Origin of the sequence: Bradyrhizobium sp. ISRA436, from assembly GCF_029910015.1 — a bacterium.
In the GTDB taxonomy this organism is placed as follows: Bacteria; Pseudomonadota; Alphaproteobacteria; order Rhizobiales; family Xanthobacteraceae; genus Bradyrhizobium.
Map to the genome: position 1 here is coordinate 7,121,709 of NZ_CP094519.1, position 17,476 is coordinate 7,139,184.

A 17,476-nucleotide genomic window follows, 5' to 3' on the forward strand; every position below is an offset into this window, starting at 1 on the left:
CGGCGCCGTAGCCCGGATGCAGCGAAGCGCAATCCGGGGTAGCTGCGATTGAACGGTCGCCGATCCCGGATTTCGCTTGCGCTTCATCCGGGTTACGATTGCCCTGACACTTGTCATCGCCGGGCTTGACCCGGCGATCCATCTTCCAACAATCTTCTCGCTGACGTCGATGGATACGCGGATCAAGTCCGCGCATGACGAGCGGAGTAAGCTGCCCATGCAATTCTTCTCCTTCTGGCGGTCGCTGGCGAGCTTTCGGGTGCGGATCGCGCTCAACCTGAAACAGGTGCCGGCCGAGGTGATCCTGGTCGACATCGATGCGGATGCGCACCGCACTGATGCCTATCGCAAGATCAATCCGCAGATGGCGCTGCCGGCGCTGGTCACCGATGACGGCACCGTGCTGGTGCAGTCGCTCGCGATCATCGACTATCTCGACGAGACCTATCCGACCCCGCCGCTGCTGCCGGCCGACACGCTCGGCCGGGCGCGGGTGCGCGCGCTGGCGCTGATGGTCGCCTGCGAGGGCCATCCGCTGCTGACGCCGCGGGTGCGGCGCTATCTCGACCGCGAGCTCGATCTGCGCGACAACCAGCAGAACGCCTGGCGGCGGCACTGGACGGTCGAGACGCTGGTCGCGCTCGAAGGCCACCTCGCCGGCGCCAAGGCGACCGGTCAGTTCTGCCACGGCGATGCACCTGGTCTCGCCGACATCTGCCTGGTCAGCCATGTCACCGCGGCAATCAACCAGCAGATCAACCTCGCGCCCTGGCCGACCGTGAAACGCATCCACGAGACCGCGATGGCGCTGCCCGCCTTTGCCAAGGCGCACCCCTCGGCGCAGCCCGACACGCCGGAGGCGATGCGCGCGAAGTAGTACGCAATCGAAGCCGTCGATCGCGCCGAGGTCTCTCTCGATTCGTCCCGGTGATAACCGAGACGACCTGGAGGACGCGTTCAATTGTCAAACAGCCTGTCGCACTGTCATCACCCGCGAATGCGGGTGATCCAGTATTCCAGCGACGTCGGTGTTTGAGCCGAGACGCGGTGTACTGGAGCCCCGCATGCGCGGGGCATGACGATTGAGGGATATGGGTTCGCAGTCTCGCGACGTGAATCGCCCGAGTTCTGCATCTCGTTTCACCCTCTCCTTGATCAGAGGGCGCAGGGAAAGCCGGGTGCCGATCGCACCCATGGGTCCCGTGCAAATGGAAAGCACGGGAGGTAGGACCACAGGTGAAATCGGAAAACACTCCGGCTTTCCCTGCGCGATGGGTTACGGCTTACTTCGTGCTCTCCCCGGCGAGACTTGGCTTTTTTGTCACCGTCTTCGCGAAGACGCGCTTTGCATCTTGCGAGGAGACACCTGCCACTGGGGCGTCGAGACCACACGACTTCACCGTCCGCCTCATGCGCACTCGTCAGTTGCGCAATCCGCGTCCACCGCATCTCACGCCGCGTTCGTGACGATCGCGATCCGCCCCTCGATCGGGTGAGACGCGCGGATTCAACACCTGAGTTGGGTCAAACGCGAAGCGGAAATTTGCCCGTCGGGGTGATTTGTCGCACCCCTTGCCGGAACGCCTACCCCTTCGGTGGCGCCAGCGGCTGCACGATCTCCTTGAACACCGGCAGCGCCTCGCAGCGTTCAGCGTGGGCCTTCAGCGCTTGGTAGCGATGGTCGAACAGATGCGGATGCGCTTCGCCGGTGAAGCGCAGCGCGCAGGCCAGTGCGATGTCGGAATGCCCGATGCGCTCGCCGAACAGATAGGGCGTCGTGATCGTGCTGCGCTCCTTCTCCAGCGCATCGAGCGCGCCCGTGATCTGCGCCTCGCAACGATCGACCCAGAGCTTGAGCCGCTCCTCGCGCAGCACGCTCTCATAGACGAGGCTCACCGACTTGTCGCCGAGCCCGGTGGCGATCGCGCAGATGCGGAGCTGGTGGCGCCGCTCCTGCCCCCTCGGCGGCAGCATGGCACGCTCGGGCCCGACGGTCTCGTCGAGATAATCGAGGATCGCGGCCGAATCGATCAGCGCCTCGCCGTCGTCGAGCACCAGCGTCGGCACCCGGCGCAGCGGGTTGTAGGGTGCGATCAGCTCGGCATCGCCGAAGGTCGACCACGGCTTGTGCTGGAAGTTGAAGCCATAGAGCCTGAGCGCGATCGCCGTGCGGCGAACGAAGGGCGAGTCGTATTGGCCGATCAGGAACATGTGTCATCTCGTCGGTCATGCCGCAGCGGACCATGCTTCGAAAGCCGGGCATTTCGAAGAGAGACGGCCGCGCCGAGGTCAAAGGTTGCGCTTTGCACCATCCTAGATGGGCTGCGCCGCGTTGCAACAAGATCATGATCTTTGGTCGTGGGTCGCGCTGGAGCTTGCACGAGGGACGCACGCGGAGCTGGCCTATCCATTTACCCTATCATCGGCACATGCTTCGCCGCATCGCGCGGTGCAGTCCCGTCGAGCCGCGGATCATCAGCCACTTCGATCTGCCGCCGAAACGGACGAAAGCCGGAGCGCTGGTAGAAGGCGAGTGCGGACGGGTGATCGAAGGTGCAGGTGTGCACCCAGACGCGCCCGACGTCGTTCCTCCAGGCAAGCTCGAGCGCGCGGTTCATCAGATAGCGGCCGGCGCCGCTGCCGATCAGGTTTGAGCTGACGCCGAAGAAGACGAGCTCGCAATCGCCGGGCTCGCGGAAATCCAGTTCGAGCAGGCCTTCGTCGCGACCCTCGGCGACCAGCGCGTAGACCTCGACGCCGGGCGCATGGATGAGTGCGGCGAGCTCCGCGTCACTCAGCCGTGTGCGGGAGAACCACAGCCATTCCTCGCCGACGCGGCGATAGAGATCGCGGTACCAGTCGAGCGCGGGCCGCTCGACCCGGCGCAGGCGCCATGCACCGGACGGGTTGTTGCGCTGCGGTGGACGCGCGATCATCTCGAGATGGGTGACCACCGCGGCGATCTTGCCGGCGGGGACATCCGAGTAGCCATCGGGCAGCAGCATCACGCGACCTCTGTTTTCACGTTGCAGGCGATGCTCGATCTGCAGGAGATGCAGGCGAAGTAGATCAGTACGCGAGTAACCGGCTCGAACCGGAAGGAAAGGTGCCCTCTCCCGCTCGCGGGAGAGGTCCAGCGAGTCTGCCGTCCCGACCGGATCAAACTAGTTCACCCCTATTCCCCCTCGTCGCTTGCCAGCACGCCCTTTACGGCGCGGGCCCAGCCGGCGAGCTTGCGCTCGCGCGTGGCCTGGCTCATCGCCGGCTTGAAGCGGTGCTCGAGCCGCCAGTTGTCGGCGAATTTCGCGGGCTCCGGATAGACGTCGGCGCTGAGTCCGGCGAGATAGGCGGCACCCAGCGCCGTGGTCTCCTGGATCATCGGGCGATCGACCGGCGCGTTGAGCAGATCGGCGAGGCGCTGCATGGTCCAGTCGGATGCCGTCATGCCGCCGTCGACGCGCAGCACGGTGTTGGCGGCGTTGGCCTCCGGCCAGTCGGTACGCATCGCGGCCCACAGATCGAAGGTCTGGTAGCAGACACTCTCCAGCGTCGCATGCGCAAGCTCGGCCGGGCCGGTGTTGCGGGTCAAGCCGAACAGCGCGCCGCGCACGCGCGGATTCCAGTACGGCGCGCCCATGCCGACGAAAGCCGGCACCAGATAGACGCTCTGCATGGAATCGGACTTGTCGGCGAGCGGGCCGGTCTCGGCCGCATGCTTGATGATGCCAAGCCCGTCGCGCAGCCACTGCACGGCGGATCCGGCAACGAAGATCGAGCCCTCGAGGGCATAAGTGCGCATGCCCCCGAGCTGATAGGCGATGGTGGTGAGCAGCTTGTTCTTCGAGACGACCGGCGTCGCGCCCGTGTTGAGCAGCGCGAAGCAGCCGGTGCCGTAGGTCGATTTCATCATGCCCGGCTCGAAGCAGGCCTGGCCGATGGTCGCGGCCTGCTGGTCGCCGGCGATGCCGGAGATCGCGATCGGGCCGCCGAACAGATCGGCGCTGCTCTCGCCGAAGCGGGCGGAGGAATCCTTCACCTCCGGGAGCATCGAGCGCGGCACGCGCAGCAGCTTGATGAGATCGTCATCCCATTCGCCGGTGTGGATGTTGAACAGCAGCGTGCGCGAGGCGTTGGTGGCGTCGGTGGCGTGCACCTTGCCGCCGGTGAGCCGCCACAGCAGGTAGCAGTCGACGGTGCCGAACAACAGCTCGCCGCGCTCGGCACGCTCGCGCGCGCCCGGCACATGATCGAGGATCCATGCGACCTTGGTGCCGGAGAAATAGGGATCGATGATCAGGCCGGTCTTGGCGGAGATCGCGGGCTCGTGGCCCTCGGCCTTGAGCGCGGCGCAGATGTCGGCGGTGCGGCGGTCCTGCCAGACGATGGCGCGGTGCACGGCCTGCCCGGTGGCGCGGTCCCACACCACGGTGGTCTCGCGCTGGTTGGTGATGCCGATCGCGGCGATATCCTTCGCCTTCAACCCGGCCTTCTCCAGCGCCTCGCGGCACACCATCACGGTCGAGGTCCAGATATCCTCCGGCTCGTGCTCGACCCAGCCCGAGGCGGGGAAATGCTGCGGGAATTCCTGCTGCGCGGCCGCGGCGATGGAGATGTCGCTGCGGAACACCATCGCGCGCGACGAGGTGGTGCCCTGATCGATGGCCAGCACGAAAGACATGAGCGTTTCCTTAAGGCATCCCGAAGGTGATTTATCGGGCCAAAGGAGCGGATTACCGCGGCAACGTCAAGCTTGGGTGGAACGTTAGGTTGGAGCGGTCCGGCGGCAGACTCGCGGCGACCTCTCCCGCTTGCGGGGGAGGTCGCATCGACAGATGCGATCCGGGTGGGGGCTCTCGCCCCACGAAGCCTATTCCCATCGCGGAGAGATCTCCACCCCAACCCTCCCCCGCAAGCGGGAGAGGGAATGCACCTCCTGCGCGGTCACCCAGATCACATCGGCCGATACGCCCGCACATCGGAGGGGACATTGACGCCGAGCTTGATCTGGCCGACCGAGCGGATGATGTCGTCGCCGAGCAGCTGTGCGAAGCAGGCGTAGCCCCAGTCGTTCATGTGCAGGCCGTCGGAGATGACGAAATCGTTGATCGGGATCGCCTGCTGCTCGTGCCAGTCGCGCATCACCTCGAAGCGCGGGAAGATGCCGACGTGACGCAGCGCAGCGATGCGGCTGAGCAGCTTCACCATGCCGCGCGCGCTTTCGGGCCGCTCGGTAACGCGCGGCGAATATTGCGGATCGACCAGCACCACGTCGGCGCCCGCGGCCTGGATGCGCGCCACGCCGTCCTCGATCTGCTTGCCGGTCGCGTGCTGATCGAGGTTGCGCAGCACCGCATTGGTGCCGACCTGCCAGATCACAAGATCCGGGTGCACGTCGATCACCTGGGTCTGCAGCCGCTTCATCATCTCCGGCGCATCCTCGCCACCGATGCCGCGATTGAGCACGGTGATGTCGGCGGACGGATAGTGCCGGCGCAATTGTGCGGCGAGCCGGTTGGGATAGGTGAATTCCGGCGCCGACGAGCCGTAGCCCTGGGTCGAGGACGATCCGAACGCGACGATGACGACGGGCCGGCCCTCGGCGAGCTTGGCGGCGACATGCGGCAGCGAGCCGGTCGTGTTCGGCACGCCCTTGGGCTGCAGGCAGGGCACGCGGCGGAAGATGTCGCTGGCGGATTTCGCAGCCTGCTTGACCTTGTCGATCGCCGCGGCGGCCGCGCTGCGCTGGTCGGTGGGGCTCGCCGGAGCGGCCGTCGTCGCCGCAGCCGCATCAGGCTTCGCGCCGTCGGCTTTTCCGCCCGGCGACAGCGCTGCATGCTGGTCGGCCTGCGCGGTTTGCGCATGAAGCGGTGCGATCGCGGCAGGCATCAGCAGCAGGAGCGCGGCAATGGCGGACACGCTCCGCCATGCGGTCGGGCAAAAAGGGACGGCAAAACTCATTAACTCCAGATCCTTCAATTCTGCTGCACCGAGCCGAGATGGGCAGCGTCGATCACGAATTTCGACAGCGCGCGGCCGAGACAGCCATGCACGCGCTTGGCGAGATCGACACCGTGCGAGGTGCTGAACAGGTCAAAATATCCCGCATCGCTCCACTGCTTCATGATCGCGAACCGGTCGAACAGCGGGACATCGTGCTGCTGTGCCACCACACGCATATTGTCGAGATATGGCGGCGCAGAGATCATCGTCTCCGTACGCGGGCTGTATTGCAGATTGACCAAAACCACGTCGACCCCAGCGTTCCGCAACGCAACAACTCCGTCGTCGACAGCGCCGCGGAAATCATCGGGATCGACCGCTCGCATAGCATCCACGGTTCCGGTCTGCCAGATCACCAAAGTCGGCTTTTTTGCCTCAACAAGATTAACGAGGGCTCCTCCGGTCTCCTCGGCCGTGCGTTTTGCCTGTAATTCTACGGATAGATTGATCGTCGCCGTCGGCAATGCCTCCTTCAGCGCCGCCTGCAACTGGGCCGGGTAGGCGCTCGGCTCGTTGGCGGGGATGGTGGAGGAGCGGCTGCCGACCACGAGCACCTCCAGCGGGCGCCCGCCCTTGACGGCGTCGGTGACCTTCGGCAGCGAGCTCTCGGTCGCCAACAGATAGGCCGGGACCTCGCAAGGCTGCTGCGGCGGTTCGGCCGCGGCGGCGTCACCGGCCCGCGCCGGGGCGGCCGCAAGACACGCGGCCAGCACCGCCAGACCCAGCGTCGTCCGCGCGGATTTCATGCTCCCCCTCCCGCCAGATCAGCGTTGCCGCCGGCGCCCTTCGTTCGCGAGGCGCCTTTGTCGGCGGAATGCTTGTACCACGAAATGATCCACGCCATGCCCCACATGATGAGGATGCCGCAGACGCTGATCAAGGCGTGCAGTGCGGCACCGCCCGACACCTCGGCGAGCACGAAATGACCGGCAAAGGCGAGGAAGACACCGAGGCAGAATGTCTCAAGAGAATGCTGGCCGCACAGGATCAAAGGTCGCAGCCAGGGCGACCTCAGCCCCGGCCAATCGCGCGGCAGGAAGCGCACGGTCAGCGCGGCGAGCGCCAGGAAGTGCGCGAAACGCAGCACGTCCAGGTCCGTCTTGTTGATCGGATACATCCACTGCTCAATGATCTTCGGCATGACGTGACCGAGCTGCGGCACGTACCAGGTCAGCGTCACGAAAAACGCCGCGACCAGATAGGCAATGCAGATCCACATCGTGATCGGCGACGCCAGGATGCGCGACATCCGTCGCGCGCCGCCGAGCGCGCACCAGGCGCCGAACACGAACAGCAATTGCCAGGCGAACGGATTGAACGCCCAGACGCCGTTCGGATAGGCCGAGAGGTAAAGATCGAACTGCCAGGTCAGCGCGTAGAGCAGCACCGACAGGCCCAGCGTGACATCGGGCGTCCATTTCATCAGCCACAGGATCAGCGGCAGGAACAGCATCAGCACGATGTAGAGCGGCAGCACGTCCATGTTGACGGGGCGGAAGCGCAGCAGCAGCGCCTGGACGATGGTGACGTCGGGCTGCTTGAGGAAGTCCATGATCCCCATCTCTTCGGTATAGAGCGGGTTCTCGAACGAGGTCGCGACGTAGGAGATCTCGGCGAGGAAGATCGTGAACAGGAAGACGTGCGCGACATAGATCTGCCAGACCCGGCGCAGCACCCGCGCGGTTGCGATCACGAAGCCCGCCTCCAGCATCGCGCGGCCGTAGACGAAGGCCGCGGTGTAGCCGGAGATGAAGATGAAGATCTCGGTGGCGTCGGAGAATCCGTAGTTGCGGATGGTGAGCCAGGTCAGAAGATTGGTCGGCAGATGATCGATGAAGATCAGCCACAGCGCGAGCCCGCGGAACAGGTCGAGCCGCAGCTCGCGCTCGCCTGCCGCCGGCAGCGTGATCGCCGGCGCGACCGCCTTGGCCTTTGCCACCGTGACATCAGCCGCGGGCGAACTGGCCATGGGATCGGCAATCGAGCTCATCAAGCACCCTGTCGGCTGTGGGACACTCGCACACCATCTAGAAAAGATAATATCGGCCCGCGACTTGCGGACAAAGCGCTGGCGCCGGCGGCATGCCGCCGCGCTCTAGAACGGAACTATGTTGAAACCGGGATGGACCGGCGCCTACCGGCCCGGCTTTTCGCCGCCCCGGCGACCGATTGGTTCCGGCGGCTCAATTCGATATGATGGCTCCCTGTTTCAGCATGATCTTATCCGGAAAACCGCGACAAGGCTTTCCGGATCATGCTCCAAGGCCATCGGAATTTGCTGCATGTACCGCGCCGTAACCCGCCAGATCGAAGTCACCGTCGAGCCGAACTTCATGCCGGAACGCTCGTCGGTTGAGCGGCGCGAATATTTCTGGTCCTACACGATCGTGATCACCAATTCGGGCCCGGAGACTGTCCAGCTGCGCACGCGGCACTGGATCATCACCGACGCCACCGGCCGCCGCCAGGAGGTCCGCGGCGAGGGCGTGGTCGGCGAGCAGCCGGTGCTCGCCCCCGGCGAGCGCTTCGAATACACCTCGGGCGTGCCGCTGCCGACCGCCTCCGGCTTCATGACCGGCAGCTACCTGATGGTCAGCGAGAGCGGCGAGCGCTTCGAGATCGACGTGCCGACCTTTTCGCTTGACAGCCCGAGCCCAGACGGCAAGCGCGTACTGAATTAGCCCGTGGTGTCGTGCTCCGCGCATGCGGGGCATCCAGTACGCCGCCGCCTATCCATCGTTTACAAACGTCTCTGGAATACTGGGTCACCCGCTTTCGCGGGTGATGACGCGCTCGTTGTGGCGACGACCGCGCCTTACTCCACCCCGGCTTCGTCCGGCGTGAATTCGTAGACCGACGAGCAGAACTCGCAGGTTACAACCACCTTGCCGTCCTTGACCATGTCGGCGCGATCCTTCGGCGTGAAGCTCTTGAGCATCGCGGACACCGCGTCGCGCGAGCAGGAGCACTCCGCGTGCAGCCGTTGCGGGGTGAAGACGCGGACGCCGCGTTCGTGAAACAGGCGGTAGAGCAGCCGCTCGCCGGAGAGATCGGGATCGATCAGTTCGACGTCCTCGACGGTCGAGATCAGCGACTGTCCTTCGACCCAGGCGTCGTCCTCAGGCACGCTGTGCGCCTCGGTACCCTCCGGCGCGTCGCCGGGATGCAGATCGGCCTGCTTGGCGCGTTCCGCCGCCTTCGGCAGGAACTGCAGCATGATGCCGCCGGCGCGCCAGTGCAGCTTGCCGCCCTCGCCGCCGCGCATTTCTTCGCCGACCGCAAGGCGGACCCGGGTCGGAATCTGCTCGGAGCGCAGGAAATACTCGTGCGCCGCGTCTTCCAGGCTGCCGCCCTCCAGCGCGACCAGCCCCTGATAGCGGCTCGTGTTCGACCCCTGGTCGATGGTCATCGCGAGATGGCCCTTGCCGAGCAGCTCACCCGAGGTGAGGCCCGGCTTGAGGCGGGAGGCGTCATAGCGCGCATAGGCGCGCAGCCGGTCGGGTGCCCGGAAATCGACGATCAGCAGCGAGACCGGACCGTCGGTCCGGGTCTGCAGGATGAAGCGGCCCTCGAACTTGACGGATGAGCCGAGCAGCGTCGTCAGCACGATGGCCTCGCCCAGCAGCTTGCCCACCGGCGGCGGGTAATCGTGCTTGTGCAGGATCTCGTCGAGCGCGGGACCGAGCCGGGTCAGCCGTCCGCGCAGGTCCAGCGCGTCGACCTCGAAGGCCAGCACCGCGTCGTCAACCGGAATGGCCGATGGCGCGCGGGTCGGCGCCTCGGCAGCGATTTTGGTGTCGGGGGATTGTGGAACCATGGCGCTCTATCTGGGGTCTCGGACCGCTAAACGAAAGGGGTTCACGCGCGAAGCTTGAGCCCAAGCCTCTCGAGCTCAAGTTTTCGCGACAACTCACAGCAGCGGTTACTGGTCCCGGCGCGAGGCCGGGACGACAGCATTAAATGCGCGCTATGCGACCGCGTTAAAACACCAGGCCAGAATGCCCTTCTGCGCATGCAGGCGATTTTCCGCCTCGTCGAACACGACGGACTGCGGGCCATCGATCACCTCGTCGGTGACCTCCTCGCCGCGATGCGCGGGCAGGCAGTGCATGAACAACGCGTCGGGCTTGGCCAGCGACATCAGCTTTTCATTGACCTGGTAGGGCCTGAGCACGTTGTGGCGGTGCTCGCCCTCCTTGTCGCCCATCGACACCCAGGTGTCGGTGACGACGCAATCGGCGCCGCGGACCGCGGCTTCCGGATCGGTGCCGAGCACGATCGACGCGCCGGTGGTCTTGATCCAGTCGCGCATCGCTTTCTTCGGCGCGAGCTCCGGCGGGGTCGCGACGTTGAGATTGAACTTGAAGCGCTCGGCGGCGTGCGCCCAGGAGGCCAGCACGTTGTTGTCGTCGCCGGTCCAGGCCACCGTCTTGCCCTCGATCGACCCGCGATTTTCCTCGAAGGTCATCAGGTCGGCCATCACCTGGCACGGATGCGAGCGACGCGTCAGCCCGTTGATCACGGGAACGGTGGCGTGCGCTGCAAGCTCCAGCAGCGCATCGTGGTTGAGGATGCGGATCATGATCGCATCGACATAGCGCGACAGCACGCGCGCGGTGTCGGCGATGGTCTCGCCGCGGCCGAGCTGCATCTCGGCGCCGGTCAGCATGATCGATTCACCGCCGAGCTGGCGCATGCCGACGTCGAACGATACCCGTGTGCGGGTCGACGGGCGCTCGAAGATCATTGCCAGCGTCTTGCCTTCGAGCGGCTTCTTGCCCTTCTCGTGGGCCTTCAGCTTCGCCTTCATGGCGGCGCCGGCCGAGAGCATGTTGCGCAGCTCGGCGAGCGGCAGCTCGTTGATGTCGAGGAAGTGGCGGACAGGCTTGCTCATCATCCCGCCGCCTTCTTCGGCTGTGCAGCCGTCAGCGCGGCACACGCGCGCTCGAGACTTCCGACCGCATGGTCGATTTCGGCCTCGGTGACGATCAGCGGCGCCAGGAACCGCACGACATTGTCGCCGGCGCCAACGGTGAGCAGCTTCTGCTCACGCAGCGCGGTGACGAGATCGCCCGAGGGCACCACGGCCTTGACGCCGATCAACAGGCCTTCGCCGCGCACGTCGGAGATCACGCCGGGATAGCGATCGACGACCGAGGCGAGCTTCTGCTTGAGCAGCAGCGACATCTTCTGCACGTGATCGAAAAAGCCGGGTTTGAGCATGACGTCGAGCACGGCATTGGCGGCCGCCACTGCCAGCGGATTGCCGCCGAAGGTCGAGCCGTGCGAGCCCGGCGCCATGCCGGCCGCGGCCTTCGCGCTCGCCAGCACAGCGCCGATCGGGAAGCCGCCGCCGAGCGCCTTCGCAAGCGACATCACGTCGGGCGTGACGCCGAGGCGCTTGTAAGCGAACAGTTCGCCGGTGCGGCCCATGCCGGTCTGCACCTCGTCGAACGCAAGCAACAGGCCGTGCTCGTCGCAGAGCTGACGCAACGCCTTGAAGAAGGCTTGCGGCGCCGAGCGCACGCCGCCCTCGCCCTGCACCGGCTCGATCAGGATGCCGGCAGTGTGCGGCCCGATCGCCTTCTTCACCGCCTCGATGTCGCCATGCGGAACCTGGTCGAATCCATCCATCGGCGGACCGAAGCCCTCGAGATATTTGGCGGAACCGGTGGCGGCGAGTGTTCCGAGCGTGCGGCCGTGGAACGCGCCCTCGAAGGTGGTGATGCGGTACCGCTCGGCATGGCCCTTGGAGAAGTGATAGTGGCGGACCAGCTTGATCACGCCTTCCATCGCTTCTGCGCCGGAATTGCAGAAGAACACGTAGTCGGCAAAGCTCTGTTCGCAGAGCCGTGCGGCGAGCACCTCGCCGTCCGGGCTCTTGAACAGGTTCGACATGTGCCAGAGCTTGGTCGCCTGTTCCTGCAGCGCCTTGACCAGATGCGGATGCGCGTGCCCGAGCGCGTTGACCGCGACACCTGACGTGAAATCGAGATAGCGATCGCCGTTGGTTGCGACGAGCCAGGCGCCCTCGCCGCGTTCGAAGCCGAGATCGACCCTGGCGAAGACGGGGAGCAGATGCGACGTGGCGCTATTGGTCATGGCAATCACTGACGGGTTTGAGGCCGACAATTGCCGCGTGCCTTGACGCCAGCGCAGCAACGGCCAGCTTCGGAAAACAAAACGTGCCGCCTTTTCGGGCGGCACGTGGCAAACATTGTATGCTGCGGGCAGTCGCTGTCAATCGCCACGAAGTGGCCTTCCTGCAATGCGAAACGCGCGCGATCCGGTGCATTCCGGTGAGGTGGAAAAGCCTCTTTGCAATGCATAAGTGTGGGAACATGTGGACGCGCTGCCGCGGACTCTTGCGCCAGAGTCACGCCATATTGTAGCGTTTGGCCTGTCGGATACGACATCTCGTGCGGCAGTACTGGACCCTCTAAGTAGCTTTCGTTCTGCGTACACGTTCGGGCGCAAAACCGCGTCCGGCGAGGGCTAAGGGATTCTGCCCGCAGGGATATTTGTCAGATTTGGCTCGCAGCGCCGCTCCAATGACTGGCCGGCGCAAGGCGAAGGGAAGAATGCGATGACGGTATTGACCTGGTCCGATGATCGCGTCGAGCAGCTGAAGAAGCTCTGGGAGGCGGGCCTGTCGGCCAGCCAAATTGCGGCGGAACTCGGCAATGTGACGCGAAACGCCGTGATCGGCAAAGTGCATCGGCTTGGCCTGTCCGGCCGTGCCAAGGCCCCCTCCACCGCGGCCCCGCGGCAGCGCAAGGCCCGTCCCGCCCAACACATGATGCGGGTGGCACGCCCGGTCTCGCGTGGCAACACGGCGCTCGCGCACGCCTTCGAGGTCGAGCTGGAGCCGGATCCGGTCGCCTATGACAATGTGGTTCCGATGAGCCAGCGGCTGTCCCTGCTCGAGCTGAACGAGGCCACGTGCCATTGGCCGGTCGGCGACCCCTCGAGCCCCGAATTCTTCTTCTGCGGCGGCAAGGCACTCACCGGCCTGCCCTATTGCGCGCATCACTCGCGTGTCGCCTACCAGCCGGCCGCCGATCGGCGCCGCCCGGCCAACAAACCGCCGACACGGTAAACACAGCTCATGAAACGAAATCCCCGCGCAAGCGGGGATTTTTTATGCCTGCAGAGCCTGGTGATGTGTCCCGGCAGGCGCCGCGACGACACTCACGCTTAATGCTGCGGCTCGGCCTTGGCGAAGCGGTCGTCCAGCGCATAGCCGGCGCCGCGCACGGTGCGGATCGGATCCTGCTCGCGGCCGGGATTGAGCAGCTTGCGCAGCCGGCCGATATGCACGTCGACGGTCCGCTCGTCGATATAGATGTCGCGGCCCCAGACGCTGTCGAGCAGCTGCTCGCGGCTGAACACGCGGCCGGGATGCTCGAGGAAGAACTCAAGCAGGCGATACTCGGTCGGCCCGAGATCGATCGGACGGCCCGAGCGCGCCACGCGGCGCTTCTCGCGGTCGAGTTCGATGTCGCCATAGGTCAGCACAGTCGCGAGCCGCTCGGGGCTCGCGCGGCGCAACAGGCCCTTCACGCGCGCCAGCAGCTCCGGCACCGAGAACGGCTTGACGATGTAATCGTCGGCGCCGGTGGCGAGGCCGCGGACCCGCTCGCTCTCCTCGCCGCGCGCAGTCAGCATGATGATCGGGAGCTGCTTGGTCTCGGGCCGCGCGCGCAAGCGGCGGCACAACTCGATGCCGGACAGGCCCGGCAGCATCCAGTCAAGCACCACGAGATCGGGAACACGCTCCTTCAGCCTTGTGTCGGCATCGTCGCCGCGCCCGACCGTTTCGACGTCGTAGCCTTCCGCGTCGAGGTTGTAGCGCAGCAACGTCGTCAGCGCTTCCTCGTCTTCGACTACCAGAATGCGTGCGCTCATCGGTCTATGTTCTTTCTCTGTGTTGATCCGTTGCCCGGACGCGAACCAAGCACCTCAGCTAGCCGTTGCCCGGCACTGTGGTGGCAAAGGTGGTCATATCACCCTTCGGGCGCTTGTCGGTGATCTGCTGGCCTTCGATCATGTAGAACACGGTTTCGGCGATATTGGTGGCGTGGTCGCCGATCCGCTCGATGTTCTTGGCACAGAACATCAGATGGATGCAGAACGAGATGTTGCGCGGGTCCTCCATCATGTAGGTGAGCAGTTCGCGGAACAGCGAGGTGCAGATCGCGTCGACCTCCTCGTCGCCCTTCCAGACGGCCATCGCGGCCGGCAGGTCGTGCGCGGCGTAGGCGTCGAGCACCGACTTCACCTGCGACAGCACGAGGTCGGTCATGTGCTCGAGGCCGCGGATCAGCTTCAGCGGCTGGAAATCGCTCTCCAGCGCCGCGACGCGCTTGCCCATGTTCTTGGCGAGGTCGCCGATCCGCTCGAGATCCGTGGCCACCCGCATCGCGCCGACGATCTCGCGCAGGTCGATCGCCATCGGCTGGCGGCGCGCGATCGTCAGCACCGCGCGCTCCTCGATGACGTGCTGCAGACCGTCGATCTCGACGTCGGCGGCGACGACACGCTTGCCGAGCGCGACGTCGCGGCGGATCAGCGCGTCGACGGATTCGGTGATCATGCGCTCGACGAGGCCGCCCATCTCGGCGACCAGGCGCGTGAGTTCCTGCAGATCGCTGTCGAATGCCTTGGCGGTATGTTCAGAAGCCATCGCGTGTCTCCTCAGCCGAACCGGCCGGTGATGTAGTCCTGGGTGCGTCGATCGCTCGGCGAGGTGAAGATCTTGTTGGTGTCGTCGAACTCGATCAGTTCACCAAGATACATGAAGGCGGTCTTGTCGGACACGCGCGCCGCCTGCTGCATGTTGTGGGTGACGATCGCGATCGTGTAGTCCTCGGACAATTCCTGGATCAACTCCTCGACCTTGGCGGTCGAGATCGGGTCGAGGGCCGAGCACGGCTCGTCGAACAGGATCACCTCGGGCCGCACCGCGACGGTGCGGGCGATGCAGAGGCGCTGCTGCTGCCCGCCCGAGAGCGAGAGGCCCGAGGCGTTCAGCTTGTCCTTGACCTCATTCCACAGCGCGCCGCCGCGCAGCGCCTTCTCGACGCGGTCGTCCATCTCGGACTTCGAGATCTTCTCGTAGAGACGGATGCCGAAGGCGATGTTCTCGTAGATCGTCATCGGGAACGGCGTCGGTTTCTGGAACACCATGCCGACCCGCGCGCGCAACAGGTTGAGGTCGAGCTTGGGGTCGAGGATGTTGGTCTGGTCCAGCATCAACTGGCCGACGGCACGCTGGCCCGGATAGAGATCATACATCCGGTTGAAGATGCGCAGCAGGGTCGACTTGCCGCAGCCCGACGGACCGATGAACGCCGTGACGCGGTTGGTGCCCAGCGTCAGGTTGATGTTCTTCAGCGCGTGGTGCTCGCCGTAATAGAAGTTGAGGTTGCGCACCGTGACTTTCGGCGGTGCCTCCGGAAGCGGCACCTGGGGAACGTGGCTCGCGACAGTCGTCGAAACGGAAAGCTCGGTCATTTTGCGGCCCTTTCGGCACCAAGGATACGCGCGCCAATGTTGAGCGCGAGCACGGTGATGGTGATGAGCAATGCACCGCTCCACGCCAACTCCTTCCAGTAGGCGTAGGGGCTTTGCACGAAGTTGTTGATGGTCACCGGCAGGTTGGCCATCGTGCTGGTCAGGCTCAGGTTGAAGAACTGGTTCGACAGCGCGGTGAACAGCAGCGGTGCGGTTTCGCCGGCGACGCGGGCGGTCGCCAGCAGCACGCCGGTGATCAGACCCGATCGGGCGGCACGATAGGCGATTCGCTTGATCACCAACGAGCGCGGCAGGCCGAGCGCGGAGGCCGCCTCACGCAGCGGGTTGGGCACCAGCAGCAGCATGTCCTCGGTGGTGCGCAGCACGACCGGGATCACGATCACGGCGAGCGCCAGCGCGCCGGCGATCGCCGAGAAGCCGCGCATCGGCACCACCACGGCGCCATAGATGAACAGGCCGATGATGATCGAGGGCGCGCTGAGCAGGATGTCGTTGATGAAGCGGATCACCGAGGTGAGCTTGTCATGCCGGCCGTATTCGGCAAGGTAGGTGCCGGCGAACAGGCCGAGCGGCGCGCCGATGCCGACCCCGATCACCGTCATGATGATCGAGCCGACGATGGCGTTGAGCAGGCCGCCCTCGGTCGAGCCCGGTGGCGGCGTGTTCTGGGTGAAGAGCTGCACGCTCAGGCCCGCGACGCCGTTGTAGAGCAGCGTGAACAGGATCAGCGCCAGCCAGGTGACGCCGAACAGCGCGGCGCCGATGCACAAGGCGCGGACGACGATGTCACTGCGGCGGCGTGATTTGTAGATCGGGTTCATGGCGTCACTTCCCCGCTTTCTTTTCCAGCCGCAGCAGCATTAGCCGCGCTCCGGCCAGCACGAAGAAGGTCAGCACGAACAGGAGCAGGCCGAGCAGGATCAGGCCGGACTGGTGCAGGCCGTCGCTCTCGGCGAATTCGGAGGCGATCGCCGCCGAGATCGTGGTGCCCGGCGCGAAGATCGACGAGGAGATACGGAACGAGTTGCCGATGATGAAGGTCACCGCCATGGTTTCGCCGAGCGCGCGCCCGAGTGCCAGCATGATGCCACCGATCACGCCGACCCTGGTGTAGGGGATCACGACGCTGCGGACGACCTCCCAGGTGGTGCAGCCCATGCCGTAGGCGGCTTCCTTCAGCACCGCCGGCACGGTCTTGAACACGTCGACCGAGATCGCGGTGATGAACGGCAGCACCATGATCGCGAGGATCAGCGAGGCGTTGAACAGGCTCAGATAGGACGGCGGACCGGCGAAGATGCTGCCGAGCACCGGCACGCCGTCGAAGACCCTGATCATGAACGGCTGGAACGTGTTGGCCAGGAACGGGCCGAGCACGAAGAAGCCCCACATGCCGTAGATGATCGAGGGGATGCCGGCGAGCAGCTCGATCGCGATGCCGATCGGGCGGCGCAGCCATTGCGGGCACAACTCGGTCAGGAACACGGCAATGCCGAGCCCGACCGGAATTGCGATCAGCATCGCAATGATCGAGGTCAGCATGGTGCCGTAAACCGGCCCGAGCGCGCCGAGCACCGGCGGATCGGCCGACGGCGCCCAGCGCTGGGTCGTCAGAAACGCGAAGCCGAATTCGCGCATAGCCGGCCAGGCGCCGACGATCAGCGAGATGATGATTCCGCCAAGGATCAGCAGCACCGAGATCGCGGAGATCCGGGTGATCCAGTAGAATGTGAGATCGCCCGCCTTGAAAGCACTCAGCGCCTTGGCGCGGTCGTAGGGTCCGAGAGCGTCGATCACGTTGCTCGTGTCGCTTTGAACGGCCATATCTACCACGCTAATCCCCTGTCCGCTTTTACGTTTCACGGGCAGCATTCACTTGCGCCCTTTTGGCCTGCCATCCGGGTGGCGGGCTGACGTTCGGCGAGCCCGGCGGAGCGTG

At 65.2% G+C, this 17,476-nt stretch carries 17 protein-coding genes; 3 read left to right on the forward strand and 14 right to left on the reverse strand.

Annotated features, from left to right (window positions below):
- Nucleotides 1-217 precede the first annotated feature (217 nt).
- On the forward strand, nucleotides 218-877 hold the full coding sequence (gene maiA / locus MTX23_RS33120; protein ID WP_280974266.1) for a maleylacetoacetate isomerase: 660 nt from the start codon (nucleotides 218-220) through the stop codon (nucleotides 875-877).
- 707 nt (nucleotides 878-1,584) lie between these two features.
- Here maiA and MTX23_RS33125 read toward each other — a convergent pair.
- From MTX23_RS33125 to MTX23_RS33150, 6 genes are all read right to left on the reverse strand, one after another.
- Nucleotides 1,585-2,211 carry a glutathione S-transferase family protein gene (locus MTX23_RS33125; RefSeq protein WP_280974267.1) on the reverse strand — a complete coding sequence of 209 codons (627 nt, stop codon included), beginning with the start codon at nucleotides 2,209-2,211 and terminating at the stop codon, nucleotides 1,585-1,587.
- Between the two features lie 200 nt (nucleotides 2,212-2,411).
- Nucleotides 2,412-3,005, reverse strand: coding sequence for a GNAT family N-acetyltransferase (locus tag MTX23_RS33130; protein ID WP_280974268.1), 594 nt, complete (start codon nucleotides 3,003-3,005; stop codon nucleotides 2,412-2,414).
- Between the two features lie 170 nt (nucleotides 3,006-3,175).
- Entirely contained in the window at nucleotides 3,176-4,678 is a 1,503-nt protein-coding gene (gene glpK / locus MTX23_RS33135; RefSeq protein ID WP_280974269.1) for a glycerol kinase GlpK, read from the reverse strand.
- A gap of 272 nt (nucleotides 4,679-4,950) precedes the next feature.
- Nucleotides 4,951-5,958 (reverse strand): SGNH/GDSL hydrolase family protein, encoded by a 1,008-nt coding sequence (locus MTX23_RS33140; RefSeq protein ID WP_280974270.1) that lies wholly within the window; start codon nucleotides 5,956-5,958, stop codon nucleotides 4,951-4,953.
- A 14-nt stretch (nucleotides 5,959-5,972) separates the two neighbouring features.
- Nucleotides 5,973-6,746, reverse strand: a complete 774-nt coding sequence (locus MTX23_RS33145) for an SGNH/GDSL hydrolase family protein (RefSeq protein ID WP_280974271.1) — start codon at nucleotides 6,744-6,746, stop codon at nucleotides 5,973-5,975.
- Complete coding sequence (locus MTX23_RS33150; protein ID WP_280978305.1) at nucleotides 6,743-7,969, reverse strand: OpgC domain-containing protein; 1,227 nt, start codon at nucleotides 7,967-7,969, stop codon at nucleotides 6,743-6,745. Before MTX23_RS33150 ends, MTX23_RS33145 begins: the two co-directional genes overlap by 4 nt.
- Before the next feature lie 313 nt (nucleotides 7,970-8,282).
- Between MTX23_RS33150 and apaG the strand changes: the two genes are divergently transcribed.
- A complete protein-coding gene (gene apaG / locus MTX23_RS33155) occupies nucleotides 8,283-8,681 on the forward strand; it encodes a Co2+/Mg2+ efflux protein ApaG (RefSeq protein ID WP_280974272.1) in 399 nt (132 codons plus the stop codon).
- 134 nt (nucleotides 8,682-8,815) lie between these two features.
- Here apaG and MTX23_RS33160 read toward each other — a convergent pair whose 3' ends face one another.
- From MTX23_RS33160 to MTX23_RS33170, 3 genes are all read right to left on the reverse strand, one after another.
- Nucleotides 8,816-9,817 carry an Hsp33 family molecular chaperone gene (locus tag MTX23_RS33160; protein WP_280974273.1) on the reverse strand — a complete coding sequence of 334 codons (1,002 nt, stop codon included), beginning with the start codon at nucleotides 9,815-9,817 and terminating at the stop codon, nucleotides 8,816-8,818.
- Nucleotides 9,818-9,967: 150 nt separating this feature from the next.
- A complete protein-coding gene (gene argF, locus MTX23_RS33165) occupies nucleotides 9,968-10,894 on the reverse strand; it encodes an ornithine carbamoyltransferase (protein WP_280974274.1) in 927 nt (308 codons plus the stop codon).
- A complete protein-coding gene (locus MTX23_RS33170; RefSeq protein ID WP_280974275.1) occupies nucleotides 10,894-12,102 on the reverse strand; it encodes an aspartate aminotransferase family protein in 1,209 nt (402 codons plus the stop codon). The genes argF and MTX23_RS33170 overlap by 1 nt, the downstream gene beginning before the upstream one ends.
- Nucleotides 12,103-12,586: 484 nt before the next feature.
- Between MTX23_RS33170 and MTX23_RS33175 the strand changes: the two genes are divergently transcribed.
- Complete coding sequence (locus tag MTX23_RS33175; RefSeq protein ID WP_280974276.1) at nucleotides 12,587-13,099, forward strand: GcrA family cell cycle regulator; 513 nt, start codon at nucleotides 12,587-12,589, stop codon at nucleotides 13,097-13,099.
- Between the two features lie 98 nt (nucleotides 13,100-13,197).
- On the opposite strand, the gene phoB is transcribed toward MTX23_RS33175, so the two are convergent.
- Genes phoB through pstC form a run of 5 tightly spaced genes read right to left on the reverse strand, consistent with a single transcriptional unit; the run spans nucleotide 13,198 to nucleotide 17,361 of the window.
- Nucleotides 13,198-13,908: a phosphate regulon transcriptional regulator PhoB gene (gene phoB, locus MTX23_RS33180; RefSeq protein WP_280974277.1), complete on the reverse strand. Its 711-nt coding sequence runs from the start codon at nucleotides 13,906-13,908 to the stop codon at nucleotides 13,198-13,200.
- A gap of 58 nt (nucleotides 13,909-13,966) precedes the next feature.
- Complete coding sequence (gene phoU / locus MTX23_RS33185) at nucleotides 13,967-14,686, reverse strand: phosphate signaling complex protein PhoU (protein ID WP_280974278.1); 720 nt, start codon at nucleotides 14,684-14,686, stop codon at nucleotides 13,967-13,969.
- Between the two features lie 11 nt (nucleotides 14,687-14,697).
- Complete coding sequence (pstB, locus tag MTX23_RS33190; RefSeq protein WP_029079896.1) at nucleotides 14,698-15,516, reverse strand: phosphate ABC transporter ATP-binding protein PstB; 819 nt, start codon at nucleotides 15,514-15,516, stop codon at nucleotides 14,698-14,700.
- Nucleotides 15,513-16,358, reverse strand: a complete 846-nt coding sequence (gene pstA, locus MTX23_RS33195) for a phosphate ABC transporter permease PstA (RefSeq protein WP_280974279.1) — start codon at nucleotides 16,356-16,358, stop codon at nucleotides 15,513-15,515. Before pstA ends, pstB begins: the two co-directional genes overlap by 4 nt.
- 4 nt (nucleotides 16,359-16,362) lie before the next feature.
- A complete protein-coding gene (gene pstC / locus MTX23_RS33200) occupies nucleotides 16,363-17,361 on the reverse strand; it encodes a phosphate ABC transporter permease subunit PstC (protein WP_280974280.1) in 999 nt (332 codons plus the stop codon).
- Nucleotides 17,362-17,476 lie beyond the last annotated feature (115 nt).